The 17,964-nt window shown below is 33.5% G+C and carries 29 protein-coding genes; 28 read left to right on the top strand and 1 reads right to left on the bottom strand.

The genetic code is table 11. The annotated features are described in order from the left end of the window. Positions 1-16: 16 nt before the first annotated feature. From rplP to ctlX, 26 genes are all read left to right on the top strand, one after another. Positions 17-442, top strand: coding sequence for a 50S ribosomal protein L16 (gene rplP, locus P2W75_RS22035; protein WP_008464295.1), 426 nt, complete (start codon positions 17-19; stop codon positions 440-442). 12 nt (positions 443-454) lie between these two features. Further along, on the top strand, positions 455-646 hold the full coding sequence (gene rpmC / locus P2W75_RS22030) for a 50S ribosomal protein L29 (protein ID WP_026727874.1): 192 nt from the start codon (positions 455-457) through the stop codon (positions 644-646). Between the two features lie 17 nt (positions 647-663). After that, positions 664-924 (top strand): 30S ribosomal protein S17, encoded by a 261-nt coding sequence (gene rpsQ / locus P2W75_RS22025; RefSeq protein ID WP_008464298.1) that lies wholly within the window; start codon positions 664-666, stop codon positions 922-924. A 2-nt stretch (positions 925-926) separates the two neighbouring features. Further along, entirely contained in the window at positions 927-1,295 is a 369-nt protein-coding gene (gene rplN / locus P2W75_RS22020; protein WP_007803649.1) for a 50S ribosomal protein L14, read from the top strand. A gap of 11 nt (positions 1,296-1,306) precedes the next feature. After that, complete coding sequence (gene rplX / locus P2W75_RS22015) at positions 1,307-1,621, top strand: 50S ribosomal protein L24 (protein ID WP_207294653.1); 315 nt, start codon at positions 1,307-1,309, stop codon at positions 1,619-1,621. Positions 1,622-1,623: 2 nt separating this feature from the next. Next, positions 1,624-2,175, top strand: coding sequence for a 50S ribosomal protein L5 (gene rplE, locus P2W75_RS22010; RefSeq protein ID WP_207294654.1), 552 nt, complete (start codon positions 1,624-1,626; stop codon positions 2,173-2,175). Between the two features lie 3 nt (positions 2,176-2,178). Further along, a complete protein-coding gene (rpsN, locus tag P2W75_RS22005) occupies positions 2,179-2,448 on the top strand; it encodes a 30S ribosomal protein S14 (RefSeq protein ID WP_008464305.1) in 270 nt (89 codons plus the stop codon). 105 nt (positions 2,449-2,553) lie between these two features. Continuing rightward, entirely contained in the window at positions 2,554-2,952 is a 399-nt protein-coding gene (gene rpsH, locus P2W75_RS22000; protein WP_008464306.1) for a 30S ribosomal protein S8, read from the top strand. An 18-nt stretch (positions 2,953-2,970) separates the two neighbouring features. Continuing rightward, positions 2,971-3,513, top strand: coding sequence for a 50S ribosomal protein L6 (rplF, locus tag P2W75_RS21995; protein WP_012022483.1), 543 nt, complete (start codon positions 2,971-2,973; stop codon positions 3,511-3,513). 11 nt (positions 3,514-3,524) lie between these two features. Next, positions 3,525-3,875, top strand: a complete 351-nt coding sequence (gene rplR / locus P2W75_RS21990) for a 50S ribosomal protein L18 (protein WP_035650451.1) — start codon at positions 3,525-3,527, stop codon at positions 3,873-3,875. A gap of 3 nt (positions 3,876-3,878) precedes the next feature. Continuing rightward, positions 3,879-4,403, top strand: coding sequence for a 30S ribosomal protein S5 (rpsE, locus tag P2W75_RS21985; protein WP_085949269.1), 525 nt, complete (start codon positions 3,879-3,881; stop codon positions 4,401-4,403). An 11-nt stretch (positions 4,404-4,414) separates the two neighbouring features. Next, the gene (rpmD, locus tag P2W75_RS21980) at positions 4,415-4,597 is read left to right on the top strand and encodes a 50S ribosomal protein L30 (RefSeq protein WP_012022481.1); all 183 of its coding nucleotides are present in this window, start codon (positions 4,415-4,417) and stop codon (positions 4,595-4,597) included. 11 nt (positions 4,598-4,608) lie between these two features. After that, complete coding sequence (rplO, locus tag P2W75_RS21975; RefSeq protein WP_012022480.1) at positions 4,609-5,061, top strand: 50S ribosomal protein L15; 453 nt, start codon at positions 4,609-4,611, stop codon at positions 5,059-5,061. Between the two features lie 13 nt (positions 5,062-5,074). Next, positions 5,075-6,421 (top strand): preprotein translocase subunit SecY, encoded by a 1,347-nt coding sequence (gene secY, locus P2W75_RS21970; protein ID WP_207294655.1) that lies wholly within the window; start codon positions 5,075-5,077, stop codon positions 6,419-6,421. Between the two features lie 8 nt (positions 6,422-6,429). Beyond that, on the top strand, positions 6,430-6,645 hold the full coding sequence (infA, locus tag P2W75_RS21965) for a translation initiation factor IF-1 (RefSeq protein WP_007136545.1): 216 nt from the start codon (positions 6,430-6,432) through the stop codon (positions 6,643-6,645). Positions 6,646-6,657: 12 nt separating this feature from the next. Further along, on the top strand, positions 6,658-6,774 hold the full coding sequence (gene ykgO / locus P2W75_RS21960; RefSeq protein WP_002987490.1) for a type B 50S ribosomal protein L36: 117 nt from the start codon (positions 6,658-6,660) through the stop codon (positions 6,772-6,774). Between the two features lie 2 nt (positions 6,775-6,776). Beyond that, positions 6,777-7,151, top strand: a complete 375-nt coding sequence (gene rpsM, locus P2W75_RS21955; RefSeq protein WP_026727867.1) for a 30S ribosomal protein S13 — start codon at positions 6,777-6,779, stop codon at positions 7,149-7,151. Between the two features lie 8 nt (positions 7,152-7,159). Further along, complete coding sequence (gene rpsK / locus P2W75_RS21950) at positions 7,160-7,543, top strand: 30S ribosomal protein S11 (RefSeq protein WP_012022477.1); 384 nt, start codon at positions 7,160-7,162, stop codon at positions 7,541-7,543. Positions 7,544-7,634: 91 nt separating this feature from the next. Then, positions 7,635-8,240 (top strand): 30S ribosomal protein S4, encoded by a 606-nt coding sequence (gene rpsD / locus P2W75_RS21945; RefSeq protein ID WP_111364450.1) that lies wholly within the window; start codon positions 7,635-7,637, stop codon positions 8,238-8,240. 21 nt (positions 8,241-8,261) lie between these two features. Continuing rightward, positions 8,262-9,254 (top strand): DNA-directed RNA polymerase subunit alpha, encoded by a 993-nt coding sequence (locus tag P2W75_RS21940; RefSeq protein ID WP_008464329.1) that lies wholly within the window; start codon positions 8,262-8,264, stop codon positions 9,252-9,254. Between the two features lie 62 nt (positions 9,255-9,316). Next, on the top strand, positions 9,317-9,808 hold the full coding sequence (rplQ, locus tag P2W75_RS21935; RefSeq protein ID WP_207294656.1) for a 50S ribosomal protein L17: 492 nt from the start codon (positions 9,317-9,319) through the stop codon (positions 9,806-9,808). A gap of 241 nt (positions 9,809-10,049) precedes the next feature. Then, positions 10,050-11,168: a glutamine-hydrolyzing carbamoyl-phosphate synthase small subunit gene (gene carA, locus P2W75_RS21930; RefSeq protein ID WP_207294657.1), complete on the top strand. Its 1,119-nt coding sequence runs from the start codon at positions 10,050-10,052 to the stop codon at positions 11,166-11,168. A gap of 102 nt (positions 11,169-11,270) precedes the next feature. Then, positions 11,271-12,563, top strand: coding sequence for a phosphopyruvate hydratase (gene eno / locus P2W75_RS21925; protein ID WP_207294658.1), 1,293 nt, complete (start codon positions 11,271-11,273; stop codon positions 12,561-12,563). Between the two features lie 157 nt (positions 12,564-12,720). After that, complete coding sequence (locus tag P2W75_RS21920; protein ID WP_207294659.1) at positions 12,721-13,995, top strand: citrate synthase; 1,275 nt, start codon at positions 12,721-12,723, stop codon at positions 13,993-13,995. 65 nt (positions 13,996-14,060) lie between these two features. Beyond that, complete coding sequence (locus tag P2W75_RS21915; protein WP_276382082.1) at positions 14,061-14,975, top strand: dimethylarginine dimethylaminohydrolase family protein; 915 nt, start codon at positions 14,061-14,063, stop codon at positions 14,973-14,975. A 52-nt stretch (positions 14,976-15,027) separates the two neighbouring features. Then, a complete protein-coding gene (gene ctlX / locus P2W75_RS21910) occupies positions 15,028-15,963 on the top strand; it encodes a citrulline utilization hydrolase CtlX (RefSeq protein WP_276382081.1) in 936 nt (311 codons plus the stop codon). Positions 15,964-16,032: 69 nt separating this feature from the next. Here ctlX and P2W75_RS21905 read toward each other — a convergent pair whose 3' ends face one another. Beyond that, entirely contained in the window at positions 16,033-16,662 is a 630-nt protein-coding gene (locus tag P2W75_RS21905; protein WP_276382080.1) for a MarC family NAAT transporter, read from the bottom strand. A gap of 152 nt (positions 16,663-16,814) precedes the next feature. Between P2W75_RS21905 and P2W75_RS21900 the strand changes: the two genes are divergently transcribed. Both P2W75_RS21900 and recR read left to right on the top strand, forming a co-directional pair. Next, positions 16,815-17,180 (top strand): CoA-binding protein, encoded by a 366-nt coding sequence (locus P2W75_RS21900; protein ID WP_207294663.1) that lies wholly within the window; start codon positions 16,815-16,817, stop codon positions 17,178-17,180. 118 nt (positions 17,181-17,298) lie between these two features. Continuing rightward, complete coding sequence (gene recR / locus P2W75_RS21895; RefSeq protein WP_207294664.1) at positions 17,299-17,919, top strand: recombination mediator RecR; 621 nt, start codon at positions 17,299-17,301, stop codon at positions 17,917-17,919. Positions 17,920-17,964 lie beyond the last annotated feature (45 nt).

The raw sequence follows: 17,964 nt of genomic DNA, 5'->3' as shown, positions 1-17,964 counted from the left end.
TTTAAACTAAAGAAAAATGTTACAGCCTAAAAGAACAAAATACCGTAAGGTACAAAAAGGTAGAATGAAGGGTAACTCTCAAAGAGGGCATGAACTTTCAAATGGAATGTTTGGTATTAAATCTGTGCATGAAGATGGAATGTTTTTAACTTCACGTCAAATCGAAGCTGCGCGTATTGCTGCAACTCGTTACATGAAGAGAGAAGGACAATTGTGGATTAAAATTTTCCCAGACAAACCTATCACTAAGAAGCCTCTTGAAGTACGTATGGGTAAAGGTAAAGGAGCAGTTGAATATTGGGCTGCTGTTGTTAAACCAGGAAGAATTATGTTTGAAGTTGGAGGGGTTCCATTGTCAGTTGCAAAAGAGGCTTTACGTCTTGCAGCTCAAAAACTTCCAGTAAAAACTAAGTTCGTCGTTGCTAGAGATTTCGAAGCATAATTTATATTTATTATGAAACAATCAGAAATAAAAGATCTTTCTGCAGCGGAGTTGCAAGAAAAGCTTAGTCAAACTAAGAAACTATATGCTGACCTAAAAATGGCTCATGCTATTTCTCCAATTGCTAACCCACTTCAAATTAGAAGTGTTAGAAGAACAGTTGCAAGACTAGCTACAGAGTTAACTAAAAGAGAGTTACAATAATTGTATTCTGCTGAAAGATGGAAGAAAAAAGAAATTTAAGAAAAGAAAGAATAGGTGTTGTTACTTCAAATAAGATGGATAAATCTATCGTTATTTCGGAAGTAAGAAAAGTAAAACACCCATTATACGGTAAGTTCGTGTTGAAAACTAAGAAATATGTTGCACACGACGAAAAAAACGACTGTAACATTGGAGATACTGTAAGAATTAGCGAAACGCGTCCTTTAAGTAAAACAAAATGTTGGAGATTAGTTGAAATCTTAGAAAGAGCTAAATAATTATGGTACAACAAGAATCAAGACTAAAAGTAGCAGATAACACGGGAGCTAAAGAAGTTTTAACTATTCGTGTTTTAGGAGGTACTAAAAGAAGATATGCCTCTGTTGGTGACAAAATTGTAGTTTCTATCAAAGATGCAACTCCAAACGGAAACGTAAAAAAAGGAGCTGTTTCAACTGCAGTTGTTGTACGTACTAAAAAAGAAGTGAGAAGAGCTGATGGTTCTTATATCCGTTTCGATGACAATGCATGTGTTCTTTTGAATGCTGCAGGAGAAATGAGAGGAACTCGTGTTTTTGGTCCGGTAGCAAGAGAACTTCGTGAAAAACAATTCATGAAAATTGTATCATTAGCACCAGAAGTGCTTTAATTCGTTTTAAGATGATAAAGCTAAAAATAAAATCAGGAGATATCGTAAGAGTTATTGCTGGAGACCATAAAGGTGCTGAAGGTAAAGTTTTACGTGTTTACCGTGAAAAAAACAAAGCGATCGTTGAAGGTGTAAACCTGGTTTCAAAACATACTAAACCAAGTGCTAAAAACCCTCAAGGTGGTATCGTTAAGAAAGAGGCTTCTATTCAAATTTCTAACATTGCTCTAATTGATCCTAAAAGTAAGGAAACAACTAGAGTAGGTATTAGAGTAGAAGGAGATAAGAAAGTAAGATTTTCAAAAAAATCTAATCAAGTACTATAGTAATGGCATATACACCTAGACTAAAAGAAGAATATAAGAGTAGAGTAATCTCTGCTCTTACAGAAGAGTTCGGATATAAAAACGTAATGCAAGTTCCTAAACTTGAAAAAATCGTTTTGAGCCGTGGAGTTGGTGCAGCTGTATCTGATAAAAAACTTATTGACTACGCAGTTGATGAGTTAACAAAGATCACTGGACAAAAAGCAGTAGCTACAATTTCTAAGAAAGACGTTGCGTCTTTTAAATTAAGAAAAGGAATGCCTATTGGAGCAAAAGTTACTTTACGTGGAGAAAGAATGTATGAGTTTTTAGATAGACTTATTACTTCATCTTTACCACGAGTTAGAGATTTTAGTGGTATTAAAGCTACTGGTTTCGACGGAAGAGGTAACTACAATCTTGGAGTTTTAGAGCAAATCATTTTCCCAGAAATTGATATTGACAAAGTAAACAAAATTTCAGGAATGGATATTACTTTTGTTACCACTGCAAAAACAGACAAGGAAGCAAAGTCATTATTGGCTGAATTAGGATTACCTTTTAAAAAGAATTAAGACATGGCTAAAGAATCAATGAAAGCCCGCGAGGTGAAAAGAGAGAAAACGGTAGCTAAGTATGCTGAGAAGAGAAAAGCTTTATTAGAAGCTGGTGACTACGAAGGCTTACAAAGATTGCCTAAAAATGCTTCACCAGTTCGTTTACACAATCGTTGTAAATTAACAGGTAGACCTAGAGGTTACATCCGTCAATTCGGTATTTCACGTGTAACTTTCCGTGAAATGGCTAACAATGGATTAATTCCTGGTGTTAAAAAAGCATCTTGGTAATCTGGCAATAAGTTATTACTTTTGCAATCCAAAAAATAATTTTTAATTGATTAAAGGTTCGGGAGATGAGTATCTCCCGAAAACCATAATCGCAATCAAATACATATGTATACAGATCCTATTGCAGATTATTTGACTAGAGTTCGTAACGCTGTGGCTGCAAACCACAAAGTTGTTGAAATTCCAGCATCTAATCTTAAAAAAGAGATAACTAAGATCTTATTTGATCAAGGTTACATCTTAAGTTACAAATTTGAGCAGAACACAGTTCAAGGTTCTATCAAAATTGCTTTGAAGTATGATAAAGATACTAAAGAGCCTGTAATCAAAGATATCCAAAGAATTAGTAAACCTGGTTTACGTAAGTACGCAGGTGCTGCCAAATTACCGAGAATCCTTAACGGATTAGGAATTGCTATTGTTTCTACATCAAAAGGTTTGATGACAGGAAAACAAGCTAAGCAGTTAAATGTAGGTGGTGAAGTAATTTGTTACGTATACTAATTTTAAACACTAGATAAGATGTCAAGAATAGGTAAAAGCCCAATTGTAATCCCTGCTGGTGTAACTGTTGAAGTTAAAGACGGTATTATTACAGTAAAAGGAAAAAAAGGTCAACTAGTTCAGGAGTTTTCGGACGTAAATGTAACTGTTGAAGGCGATCAAGTTTTAGTTGAAAGATCGTCTGATCATAAAGACCATAGAGCAAAACACGGATTATTTAGATCTTTGATCAGTAATATGGTTGTTGGTGTTTCTGAAGGTTTCACAAAAGAACTAGAATTAGTTGGAGTTGGTTATAGAGCTTCAAACCAAGGTCAAAAATTAGATTTAGCTCTTGGATATTCTCACAATATTGTTTTAGAAATTGCTCCAGAAGTAAGTTTAGAAACAATATCTGAAAAAGGTAAGAACCCAATCGTAAAATTAACATCATTTGATAAACAACTTTTAGGACAAGTTGCTGCGAAAATCAGAGGTTTCCGTAAGCCAGAGCCATACAAAGGAAAAGGTGTTAAGTTTGTGGGTGAAGTATTAAGAAGAAAAGCAGGTAAATCAGCTTAAAATATAAGATTATGTCATTAACAAAATCTGAAAGAAGACAGAGAATTAAATTCAGAATTAGAAAATCGGTTAGTGGTTCTGCTGCAAGACCTAGACTTTCTGTTTTTAGAAGTAATAAAGAAATTTACGCTCAAATTATTGATGATGTAAATGGAGTTACTATATTAGCTGCATCTTCAAGAGAAAAAGAAATAGGAAAAGGTACTAACGTTGAAGTAGCTGCTGCTGTTGGAAAATTAGTTGCAGAGAAAGCGTTAAAAGCTGGGATTGATACAATCACTTTTGATAGAGGTGGTTATTTATATCACGGTCGTATTAAATCATTAGCAGAAGGCGCAAGAGCCGCTGGACTTAAATTCTAATATATTATGTCTAAATACAAAAATGTAGAATTGGTAAAACCTAGTGGTCTTGAACTTAAAGATCGTCTGGTTAGTGTAAATCGTGTTACTAAAGTTACAAAAGGAGGTAGAGCTTTCGGTTTTTCTGCTATTGTAGTTGTAGGTGATGAAAATGGAGTAGTTGGTCACGGATTAGGAAAATCTAAAGACGTTTCTGAAGCAATTGCGAAAGCAGTAGAAGATGCTAAGAAAAACTTAGTTAGAATTCCTTTAAATGGTCAATCTGTTCCTCACGAACAAAAAGGAAAATTTGGTGGTGCACGTGTATTCTTAATTCCTGCTTCTCATGGTACAGGAGTTATTGCTGGTGGAGCTGTTCGTTCAGTTCTTGAGTCAGTAGGTATTCACGACGTATTATCTAAATCTCAAGGATCATCAAATCCTCATAACGTAGTTAAAGCAACTTTTGATGCTTTATTACAAATGAGAAGCGCTCACACTGTTGCAAAACAAAGAGGTGTTTCTTTAGAAAAAGTTTTTAAAGGTTAATCAAGGAAATTATGGCTAAATTATTAGTAAAACAAGTAAGAAGCAAGATCAACTGTCCTCTTTCTCAAAAGAGAGGTTTAGAAGCTTTAGGTCTACGTAAATTAGGACAAGTTGTGGAGCATGAGTCAAATCCTGCTATCCTTGGGATGATAAACAAAGTTAAACACTTAGTTTCTGTAGAAGAAGCTAAATAACAAATACTGTTATGAATTTAAGTAACTTACAGCCTGCTGAAGGATCAACGCACAATCAAAATAAAAGAGTAGGTAGAGGAGAAGGTTCTGGAAAAGGTGGTACCGCTGCAAGAGGACACAAAGGAGCAAAATCTCGTTCTGGTTATTCTAAAAAGATTGGTTTTGAGGGTGGACAAATGCCACTTCAAAGACGTGTTCCTAAGTTTGGTTTCAAAAACATCAATCGTAAAGAATACGAAGGTGTTAATTTAGATACGCTTCAATTATTAGTAGACAATGGTGTAATTACTGATTCTGTTTCTATGACAGATTTCGTAGCTAATCGTCTAGCTTCTAAAAATGAAATCGTTAAGATTTTAGGAAGAGGAGAATTGAAAGCAAAATTAAAAGTAACTGCCCACAAATTTACTGCTACTGCAAAAGCGGCTATTGAAGCTGCTGGTGGTGAAGCTGTAACTATATAACTTATCTATTAAGATGAAGAAATTTATTGAATCACTAAGTAATGTTTGGAAAATCGAAGAACTGAAAAACAGAATCTTAATTACATTAGGATTGCTTTTAGTATATCGTTTTGGTGCACACGTTACGCTTCCTGGAATTGACGCAACTCAATTGACAGGTTTAGCGGGACAAACTAAAAATGGTTTAGGATCTATCCTAGACATGTTTACTGGGGGTGCTTTCTCTAAAGCTTCAGTTTTTGCTTTAGGTATTATGCCTTATATTTCTGCATCTATTGTAGTTCAGCTAATGGGAATTGCTATTCCTTATTTACAAAAACTTCAAAACGATGGAGAAAGTGGTAGAAAAAAGATTAATCAAATCACTCGTTGGTTGACTATAGCTATTACACTGGTTCAAGGTCCAACTTATATCTATAATTTGTATAGAACATTGCCTAGTAGTGCATTTCTACTGGGCTTTAATTCTCCTGAATTTTTGTTCTCTTCAGTTATCATCTTAGTTACAGGTACAATTTTTGCTATGTGGCTTGGTGAGAAAATTACAGATAAAGGTATTGGAAATGGAATTTCATTATTAATTATGGTTGGTATCCTAGCTCGTTTACCACAAGCTTTTATTCAAGAGTTTACTACGAGAGTTACCAATAACAATGGAGGTCCAATGTTGTTAGTTATTGAAATTATTGTGTGGTTATTAGTTATCATTTCTTGTGTATTGCTTACAATGGCAGTACGTAGAATTCCAGTTCAATACGCTCGTCGTACAACAACTGGTGATTACGAACAAGATTTGGCAGGTGGTAATAGACAATGGATTCCTCTAAAGCTTAATGCTTCTGGAGTTATGCCAATCATTTTTGCTCAGGCAATTATGTTTATTCCGGCTGCTGTAGCTGGATTGTCTAAATCAGATACATCACAATCAATTGTTGGTGCATTTAGTAATATCTTTGGTTTCTGGTATAATTTTGTTTTTGCAACTTTAATTATTGTATTTACATTCTTTTACACTGCGATCACTGTGCCTACTAATAAAATGGCTGATGATTTAAAAAGAAGTGGTGGTTTTATTCCTGGAGTACGTCCTGGAGCTGAAACTTCGGATTTTCTTGATAAAGTGATGTCTTTAATAACTTTCCCAGGATCTTTATTCCTTGCTTTGATTGCTGTGTTCCCAGCTATTGTTGTAAGTATTATGGATGTACAACAATCTTGGGCAATGTTTTTTGGAGGTACCTCATTAATAATTATGGTTGGAGTTGCAATAGATACTATTCAACAAATCAATTCATACTTGTTAAACAAACATTATGATGGTTTAATGAAGACTGGTAAAAATAGAAAAGCAGTAGCTTAATATTATTTATGGCAAAACAATCAGCAATAGAACAAGACGGATCAATCATTGAAGCATTGTCAAATGCCATGTTCCGTGTGGAGTTAGAAAATGGACATATTGTAATTGCTCATATTTCTGGAAAAATGCGAATGCATTACATCAAATTATTACCTGGTGATAAAGTGAAACTAGAAATGAGTCCTTACGATTTGTCAAAAGCAAGAATTACTTATCGATATTAAAGGATATTCAATATGAAAGTTAGAGCATCAGTAAAAAAGAGAAGTGCCGAGTGCATTATCGTGCGTAGAAAAGGAAGATTGTACGTGATAAACAAAAAGAATCCTAGATTTAAACAAAGACAAGGATAATTATGGCAAGAATAGCAGGGGTAGATATCCCAAAAAACAAAAGAGGTGTTATTGCACTTACCTACATCTTCGGATTAGGGAAAAGTAGAGCTATTGAGATTTTAGAGAAAGCTCAAGTTAGCCAAGATAAAAAAGTTCAAGATTGGAATGATGACGAGATCGGAGCAATTCGTGATGCCGTTTCATTTTACAAAATTGAAGGAGAATTACGTTCTGAAATTTCTTTGAACATCAAACGTTTAATGGATATTGGTTGTTATAGAGGAATTCGTCATAGATCTGGTCTTCCATTAAGAGGACAAAGAACTAAAAACAACTCTAGAACAAGAAAAGGAAAAAGAAAAACTGTTGCTAACAAGAAAAAAGCAACTAAATAATAAGTAATATGGCTAAAGCAACTGCAAAAAAACGTAAAGTTATCGTTGAATCAACGGGTGAAGCGCATATTTCTTCGACTTTCAACAATATTATCATTTCTTTGACAAATAAGAAAGGTGAAGTTATTGCTTGGTCTTCAGCTGGTAAAATGGGTTTCAGAGGTTCTAAAAAGAATACTCCGTACGCAGCTCAAATGGCAGCAGAAGATTGTAGTAAAGTAGCTCTTGAGGCAGGACTTAAAAAAGTAAAAGTTTATGTAAAAGGACCAGGTAACGGACGTGAGTCTGCTATCCGTTCTATTCATAACGGTGGAATTGAAGTTACTGAAATTATTGATGTTACTCCAATGCCACACAACGGATGTCGTCCTCCAAAAAGACGTAGAGTTTAATTTTTTATTTTTATAGTATAAACAAGGTAGAACATAGATTATCGGAGGATTAGACCTGAATTCATAATCTCTACCTTAAAATTTTTTTAAAATGGCAAGATATACTGGTCCTAAAACCAAAATCGCTCGTAAATTCGGCGAAGCAATCTTCGGAGATGACAGATCTTTCGAAAAAAGAAATTACCCACCTGGACAACACGGGATGGCTAAAAAAAGAGGAAAAAAATCTGAGTACGCTGTTCAGTTAATGGAAAAGCAAAAAGCTAAATATTCTTATGGAATTTTAGAAAAACAATTCAGAAATTTATTCGAAAAAGCATCAGCTACAAAAGGAGTTACTGGTGAAGTTTTATTACAATTATGCGAAGCAAGATTAGATAATGTTGTTTTTAGAATGGGAATTGCTCCATCTAGAAGAGGTGCGCGTCAAATCGTTTCTCACAGACACATTACTGTAAATGGAGAAGTTGTTAATATTCCTTCTTACCACCTTAAGCCTGGTGATAAAGTTGCAGTTCGTGAAAAATCTAAATCTTTAGAAGCTATCGAGCGTTCTTTATCAAATTCAAGTCATGTTTATGAATGGATTACTTGGAACAATGATCTTAAAGAAGGAACTTTTGTTTCTGTACCTGCAAGATTACAAATTCCAGAAAACATTAAAGAGCAATTAATCGTAGAGTTGTACAACAAATAATAATTGACTTAGTCGAAATTTATGGCAATATTTAATTTTCAAAAGCCCGATAAAGTTATCATGATCGATTCAACCGATTTTGAAGGTAAATTTGAATTTAGACCTTTAGAACCTGGTTACGGATTGACAGTTGGTAATGCACTTAGAAGAGTTTTGCTTTCAGCATTAGAAGGTTATGCAATTACATCTGTTCGTATCGAAGGTGTAGATCATGAGTTTTCTACTATTTCAGGTGTTGTTGAAGATGTTACCGAAATTATCCTTAATCTAAAACAAGTACGTTTCAAACGTCAGATCGAAGATATCGATAATGAATCAGTTACTATTTCTGTTTCTGGTAAAGATCAATTGACAGCTGGTGATTTTCAAAAATTTATCTCAGGTTTCCAAGTGTTGAATCCAGACCTTGTAATCTGTAATTTAGATTCTAAAATCAAACTAAATTTCGATTTAACTATCGAAAAAGGTAGAGGATACGTTCCTGCTGAAGAGAACAAAAAACAGAATGCTGCAATTGGAACAATTTTTACAGATTCTATTTTTACTCCGGTAAAAAATGTAAAATATGCAATCGAAAATTTCCGTGTTGAGCAAAAAACAGATTACGAGAAATTAGTTTTTGAAATCAAAACTGATGGATCTATTAATCCTAAAGATGCTCTTACTGAAGCTGCTAAAGTTTTAATTCACCATTTCATGTTGTTTTCTGATGAAAGAATTACACTTGAGGCTGACGAAATTGCGCAAACAGAATCGTATGATGAAGAGTCATTGCATATGAGACAATTGCTTAAAACTAAGCTTGTTGATATGGATTTATCTGTGAGAGCATTAAATTGCTTGAAAGCGGCTGAAGTTGATACACTTGGTGATTTAGTATCTTTCAATAAAAATGACCTAATGAAGTTCCGTAACTTCGGTAAAAAATCTTTAACTGAGCTTGATGAGCTTGTAGCAGTTAAAAATTTAACTTTCGGAATGGATTTAGCTAAATACAAATTAGATAAAGAATAATTTACTTCATATTTTGCTCTCCAGACTGGATTGTAGCAAGATGAAGATAAAAAAAACACGTCATGAGACACGGAAAAAAAATCAACCACTTAAGCAGACAGACTGGACATAGAAAAGCTATGTTAGCTAATATGGCTTGTTCTCTTATTGAGCACAAACGTATTAACACAACTGTTGCTAAAGCTAAAGCGCTTAAACAATTTGTTGAGCCTTTAATCACAAAATCAAAAGAAGATACGACTCATAACCGTCGTGTTGTTTTTGCATACTTACGTAACAAATATGCTGTAACTGATTTGTTCAGAGATGTTGCTGCTAAAGTAGGTGACCGTCCAGGAGGATACACTCGTATCATTAAAGTTGGAAATCGTTTGGGAGATAATGCTGATATGGCTATGATCGAACTTGTAGATTTTAACGAACTTTACAACGGAGGTAAAAAAGAAGTTAAAAAAGCTAAAAGCCGTCGTGGTGGTAAAGCTAAAAAAGCTGAAGGTACTGCTCCTGAAGCTCCAGCTGCTGAATCAGAAACGACTACAGAAGCTTCTGAATAATTATGAAAGTAATGATTCTATAAAAATCAAGGATAAGCTAATTTTTAGTTTATCCTTTTTTTTTGATTTTTTTGAAACATAAAAAAAATCTAACTTATTTAAAATGATCGGTTTTATTTTTACGAATGAAAGTTTTAAAAAATCTTGGAAGCGCTCTTTTAAAGAAGTAAATTTGCAAAATATCTAATTACAGTGAAACTGTAAAGTTTCATAAGACGATTAAAAACAATACAATTAAAGAATGAAATACACAACACGACAAAGCGCCATTTTATTACTAAGTGATGGAACTATTTTTCATGGTAAATCTATCGGTATTAGCGGTAAAACTTTTGGTGAAGTTTGTTTTAACACTGGAATGACGGGATATCAGGAGATTTTTACAGATCCTTCTTATTTTGGACAAATCATGGTAACTACTAATCCGCATATTGGTAATTACGGTGTAAATGATCAGGAGGTAGAATCTGAAGATGTAAAAATTGCTGGTTTAGTTTGTAAAAACTTTAGTTTTAATTATTCAAGAGTAGGTGCTTCTGGAAGCTTAGAGGATTATTTCGCAAAACAAAACTTAATTTGTATTTCGGATGTTGATACAAGAGCTCTGGTTAGTTATATTCGTGATAATGGTGCAATGAATGCCGTGATCTGCACAGATGGAACTTCAATTGAAGATTTGAAAAAAGAATTAGCAAATGTTCCAAATATGGAAGGTCTGGAATTAGCTTCTAAAGTTTCAACTAAAGAACCTTATTTTGTTGGTGATGAAAATGCAACGTACAAAATTTCGGCACTTGATCTTGGAATTAAGAAAAATATTTTAAGAAACTTTGCAAAAAGAGATTGCTACATTAAAGTCTTTCCTTATGATGCCTCATACGAGGAATTAAATTCTTTTAATCCAGATGGGTTTTTCTTGTCAAACGGTCCTGGAGATCCAGATCCGCTACACGGAGTTATTGAAGTAGCTAAAAAAATTATTGCTGATGACAGACCATTATTCGGAATTTGTTTAGGCCACCAGATTATTGCTTTGGCTAATGGAGTCCAAACTTATAAAATGTTTGGTGGACATAGAGGAATTAATCATCCGGTAAAAAATCTTTTAACAGGTAAAGGTGAAATTACTTCTCAAAATCATGGATTTGCTGTAAAAAGAGAAGCTTTAGAGGGACATCCAGAATTAGAGCTTACACATATTCATTTAAATGATGATACAGTAGCTGGAATGAGAATGAAGAATAAAAATTGTTTTTCAGTACAATATCACCCAGAGGCAAGTCCTGGACCGCATGATTCGTCATATTTATTTGATCAATTTGTTGAGAATATAAAACTAGCTGTGTCTAAAACGATGTAGTTAATAAATAAAGGTGTTTAGTAGAGAAAATCCGTTTTTAATATTAAATATTTTTATAATTTCGAAAAAAAATCTATAATCTATTAATAAAAAACAAAAATAATGAGTATTATAATTAAAGTTCACGCAAGACAAATTTTGGATTCCAGAGGAAATCCTACTATCGAAGTTGATGTAGTAACTGAAAATGGAGTTTTAGGTAGAGCTGCTGTTCCATCTGGAGCTTCAACTGGAGAGCACGAAGCTGTTGAATTACGTGATGGAGGTAAAGCCTACTTAGGAAAAGGAGTTTTAAACGCAGTGAACAATGTAAATACTGTTATTGCTGAAGAATTAGTTGGTACTTCTGTATTTGAGCAAAACACTATCGATCAATTAATGATTGATTTAGATGGAACTCCAAACAAATCTAAATTAGGAGCTAACGCAATTTTAGGTGTTTCATTAGCTGCTGCAAAAGCTGCTGCAAATGAATTAGGATTGCCATTATACAGATACGTAGGTGGTGTTTCTGCAAACACGCTTCCAGTACCAATGATGAATATTATTAATGGAGGTTCTCACTCTGATGCACCTATTGCATTTCAAGAGTTTATGATTTTCCCAGTAAAAGCAACTTCTTTTACACATGCTATGCAAATGGGAACTGAAATTTTCCATAGCTTGAAAAAAGTTTTACACGACAGAGGTTTAAGTACTGCTGTTGGTGATGAAGGTGGTTTCGCTCCAAACTTAGCTGGTGGAACTGAAGATGCTTTGGATACTATTAAATTAGCTGTTGAGAAAGCAGGATATACTTTTGGTGACGAAATTATGATTGCTCTTGACTGTGCTGCTTCTGAGTTTTATGTAAACGGAAAATACGATTACACTAAATTTGAAGGTGAAACAGGAAAAATCAGAACTTCTGAAGAACAAGCTCAATACTTAGCTGAACTTGCTGCTAAATATCCAATTATCTCTATTGAAGATGGTATGTACGAAGATGACTGGGATGGATGGAAAGCTTTAACTGAGAAAATTGGAGATAAAGTTCAATTAGTAGGTGATGATTTATTTGTTACTAACGTTGCTCGTTTATCAACTGGTATTGAGAAAGGTATTGCAAATTCAATCTTAGTAAAAGTAAATCAAATAGGTACTTTAACTGAAACTATTGCTGCTGTAAATATGGCTAAAAACGCTGGATATACTTCAGTAATGTCTCACCGCTCTGGAGAAACAGAAGATAATACAATTGCTGACTTAGCAGTTGCTTTAAACTGTGGACAAATTAAAACTGGTTCTGCTTCTCGTTCTGATCGTATGGCAAAATACAACCAATTATTAAGAATTGAAGAAGAATTAGGAAGTACTGCTTATTTCCCAGGCTTAAAAGCTTTTAAGATTAAATAATTTTTAGAGTTATATATTAAGATTAACCATTCGTTTTTTAACGAATGGTTTTTTTTTGGACTTTTAACAAATTCATAGCAGTATTCTTTTTTAAATTAGTCTTAAATTCCTTAGATTTGAGAAATTATTATTTTATAAGATTTATTTCCGATATATTATGTCAAAAATAGCTACATTAGAAGTAGATGGTAAGAAAATTGAACTTCCAGTAATTACAGGAAGTGAAAATGAATCAGCTATCGATATTAACAAATTACGTGATTTAACTGGTATTATTACAATTGACCCGGGATATAAAAATTCAGGATCTTGTAAAAGTGAAATCACTTTCCTTGACGGAGAATTAGGAATTTTACGTTACAGAGGATATTCAATCGAAGATTTAGCAGAAAAAGCTAGTTTCTTAGAAGTGTCTTATCTTTTGATTTTCGGAGAATTACCAACTGCAGAAGAATTAGAGCAGTTCGAAAATGGTATTAGAAAACATTCTTTGGTAAACGAGGAAATGAAAAATATCATTGACGGTTTTCCAAAAACAGCTCACCCAATGGGAGTATTATCTGCTTTAACAAGTGCTTTAACAGCATTTAATCCTAAAGCAGTAAATGTTGATAACGAAAAAGAAATGTATGAGGCTATTTGCAAAACAATGGCAAAATTCCTTGTAATTGCTACATGGACATACAGAAAATCAATGGGCTATCCTTTGAATTATTATGATAATACAAAAGGTTACGTAGAAAGCTTTATGCAATTGATGTTCCAATTGCCTACGGGGCCTTACTCTGCAAATCCAGTAATTGTAAATGCTTTAGATAAATTATTTATTCTTCATGCAGATCATGAGCAAAACTGTTCTACTTCAACTGTTAGAATGGTTGGTTCATCTCATGCGGGTTTATTTGCTTCAGTTTCTGCAGGTGTTTCTGCTCTTTGGGGACCTCTTCACGGAGGTGCTAACCAAGCGGTACTTGAGATGCTTGAAGAGATCAACAAAGATGGTGGCGATACAGATAAATTTTTGGCGAAAGCAAAAGACAAAAATGATCCTTTCCGTTTAATGGGCTTTGGACACAGAGTTTATAAAAATTTCGATCCAAGAGCAAAAATCATTAAAAAAGCGGCTCAGGAAGTTTTAGAAACTTTAGGAGTTGAAGATCCAATTTTAGATATCGCAAGAAAATTAGAAACAGCTGCTCTTGAAGACGAATACTTCAAATCAAGAAACTTATATCCAAATGTTGATTTCTACTCTGGAATTATTTACAGAGCATTAGGAATCCCAACAGATATGTTTACAGTAATGTTTGCAATTGGTAGATTACCAGGTTGGATTGCGCAATGGAAAGAAATGCGTGAAAATAAAGAACCAATTGGAAGACCAAGACAAATTTATACAGGACATCCTTTACGTGAGTTTAAACGTAAATAAATAAAAATAGAAAGCTTCACTTACTGTGAAGCTTTTTTTATCTTTGTCCAAAATATAATAAAGTTATGTTGCAATTAAATGTAAAGAACGAAACGTCAAGATTGCGAGCAGTTGTCTTGGGTTCAGCCGTTCATAATGGGCCAACTCCTAGTTTAGAGGAAGCCTATGATCCTAAATCATTGGAACATATTAAAGCAGGAACATATCCAATCGAAAAAGACATGGTTGCTGAAATGGATGCTTTTAATTCCGTTTTTCAGAAATATGATGTTAAAGTATATCGACCTGAAATGATTGAGAATTACAATCAGATTTTCGCCCGAGATATTGGATTTGTAATTGATGATGTTTTTATAAAATCTAATATTCTTCCTGATCGTGAGCGCGAATTAGACGCAATTCAATACGTAATTGATCAAATGGATCCTCAAAAAGTAGTTCGTCCTCCTGAAGAAGTACATATTGAAGGTGGTGATGTTATGCTTTGGAATGATCACATTTTTATAGGAACTTATAAAGGAAGTGACTACAAAGATTATATTACGGCAAGAACAAATATGCATGGCGTTAATTTCATTAAGGAATTGTTTCCAAATAAAATTGTAAAGGAGTTCGATTTAGTTAAATCCAAATTAGAAGCAAGAGATAACGCATTACATCTAGATTGCTGTTTTCAGCCAGTTGGAGAAAATAAAGGAATCATTTATAAAAGAGGTTTCCGAGAAGAAGCTGACTATTTGTATTTGGTAAATCTTTTCGGAAAAGAAAACTTATTTCATATTGAAAGAGAAGAAATGTATCACATGTTTTCGAATGTTTTTTCAATCGATAAAAATGTTGTGGTTTCTGAGAAAAACTTTACCCGATTAAATAACTGGCTGCGTGCAAATGGTTTTACAGTCGAAGAAATTCCGTATGCCGAAATTGCAAAGCAAGAAGGGTTGTTGAGATGTTCCACTTTACCATTAATTAGAGACTAAAAAATCAGTAGAGGCGCACTGCAGTGCATCTTCTATATTAAAAAATATACATATGAAACAGACAACAAATGCAATCGTTATGATTCGGCCTGTTGCTTTTAGAATGAACGAACAGACTGCAGTAAATAATTATTACCAAAAAGTATTAGATGGATTATTGCCAAGTACAGTAAATGCAAAAGCGCAGCAAGAGTTTGATACTTTTGTTGAAAAGCTTAGAGCTGTTGGAGTTGATGTTACAGTAATAGAAGATACTTTAGAAACAGATACTCCCGATAGTATTTTTCCAAACAACTGGGTTTCATTTCATGAAAATGGAGATGTAGCTCTTTATCCGATGTTTGCAGAAAATCGTCGTCAGGAGCGTCGTGAAGATATCTTAGATACACTTGAAGAAAAAGGTTTTGAGATTTCTAATATTATGGATTATACGTCTGCAGAAGAAGATGAGATTTTCTTAGAAGGAACAGGAAGTTTATTGTTAGACAGAGCAAATGGAAAAGCGTATTGTGCATTGTCTCCAAGAGCAGACGAAGAGTTGTTTATTGAATTCTGCGAAGATTTTGATTACGCTCCAGTCATTTTTGAAGCATTTCAAACCGTTGATGGAGAACGTAAACTAATTTATCATACCAATGTGATGATGTGTTTAGGTGAAACTTTTGCTGTTATTTGTGCAGATTGTATTGATGATAAAAAAGAACGCAAAATGGTTCTTGATAATTTAAAAGATGATAAAAAAGAAATCATTTTAATTACAGAAGATCAAGTGAATAATTTTGCGGGTAATATGCTCGAAGTACGAGGAACAAATGACAAACGATATATTGTTATGAGTGCGTCTGCACATCAAAGTTTGACTCCTAAACAAATTGAACAATTAGAAAAACATGCCGAAATTTTAAGTTCTAGTTTAGATACAATAGAGGCTTGCGGAGGTGGAAGTGCCAGATGCATGATGGCCGAAGTTTTTTTACCAAGAAATTAAAAATTTATTCGATATAAAAATAAAAAACGGGATAGCCATTTAACTATCCCGTTTTTTATTACTTTAAAACTACATTAGATTTCCTTTAATGATATTTATAATCGAACTCACGATATATTGAATTCCGATAGAAATTACAATAAAACCAACAATTCGAGAAATTGCTACAATCCCAGAAGCTCCTAATATCCTTGCGAGATAATGAGCACTTTTTAAAATTATAAAAATTGCAATCCCTATAGCTAGAATAGCAAGAGATGAAATAATGATTTCGTCTATCTGGTGATGTTCCTGATAAAATGCAATTAATAAAGAAATAGAACCTGGTCCGGCCAGCATAGGAATTGCGAGAGGTGTTAATGCAATATCATTTCTCTGTTGCGCTTCATTCTCAATTTTTTTATTGATTCCTCGTTTTTTATTAAATTTTCCTGAAAGAAGTGAGAATCCTGAATTTACGATTACAATTCCACCGGCAATTCTAAGCGCATCGATACTGATTCCGAAAAAAGTTAATACATATTGACCGATAAAATAAGAAACTAGTAAAATAATGAAAACGTTAATTGCAGTCCAAAGAGAAATTCTCGAACGTTCTTTTTGCGAGTCATGTTGTGTTAATCCTACGAAAATTGGAACAGTTCCAATTGGGTTTAAAACCGAGAAAAGCGCAGCAAATAAGTAAATGAATAAATCCATAAAAGTGATTGGTTAATGAAGTAAAAATAGTCAAATTTTAATTTCTGCATTGAAATTAATAACGTGATATTATTTTTTACAGTCAATATTCTCAATCGATAAGGCAAATTAAGCTTTTACTTTTAATTACTTTTGTACAATATTCTATGATGATGAAAAATAAAAAAACTTTGTTGCTTGGTGCAACGACAAAAACTGATCGATATGCCTTTAGAGCTATTAATGCATTAACGCAAAAGGGACATACCGTTGTTGCAATTGGAATTACTCCCGGAGAAGTTGCAGGAGTAACGATACATACAAAAGCCATTCCTGTAAAAAATATTGATACGGTAACTTTATATTTAAATCCTGTACGCCAGCGTGATTACTATAATTATATTGTTGAATCTCAACCTAAGAGAGTAATTTTTAATCCCGGAACAGAGAATCCTGAATTGTATCAATTGTTAGAATTAAATAATATTGAAGTTGAAGTTGCATGTACGTTAGTTTTATTGGCAACGAATCAATATTAATTTTTTCTAAGATTTTTTGAGATTCAAATAATCCTGAAAAAATATTTATAATCTCATTCCATATTGTTTTTAATTGGTCTAAGCTTCTGATACCATTAAAAAGATTACTTTTGTCATTATGGAATTTTCATCAAAATTAATAGAGAAAGCAGTTAACGAAATGTCACAATTGCCAGGAATTGGTAAGCGTACAGCATTGCGTTTAGTACTGCATCTTCTTAAACAGCCAAAAGAGCAAACTGGATTTCTTTCGCAGGCATTATTGAATATGCGTGAGGATATTAAATTTTGTGAAAATTGCCATAACATTTCAGATACTCAAATCTGTGAAATTTGCGCTAATACTTCAAGAAACCATCAAGTTATATGTGTAGTGGAAGATATCCGTGATGTTATGGCTATCGAAAATACTGGACAGTATAAAGGAATATATCATGTGCTTGGTGGTAAAATTTCACCTATTGAAGGAGTTGGTCCAAGCCAGTTGAATATTTTTAGTTTAGTTGAAAAAGTAAAATCAGGAAAAGTAACTGAAATTATTTTTGCACTCAGTTCTACTATGGAAGGAGATACAACAAACTTTTATATTTATAAACAAATTGCAGAATCTGAAATTATAATTTCTACAATTGCAAGAGGAATAGCAGTTGGAGATGAATTGGAATATGCGGATGAAGTTACCCTTGGAAGAAGTATTCTGCATCGTGTTCCTTTCGAAAAAACATTCAAAAATAATTAAGCGAGAGTAAATAACGTATAGATTTCCTGAAAATTAAAGGAAAAG

The sequence above is a fragment of the Flavobacterium sp. H4147 genome, from assembly GCF_029360735.1.
GTDB lineage: Bacteria > Bacteroidota > Bacteroidia > Flavobacteriales > Flavobacteriaceae > Flavobacterium > Flavobacterium endoglycinae.
The sequence above is the reverse complement of the archived record's forward strand: the minus strand, read 5'-3'. Positions and strand labels throughout refer to the sequence as shown.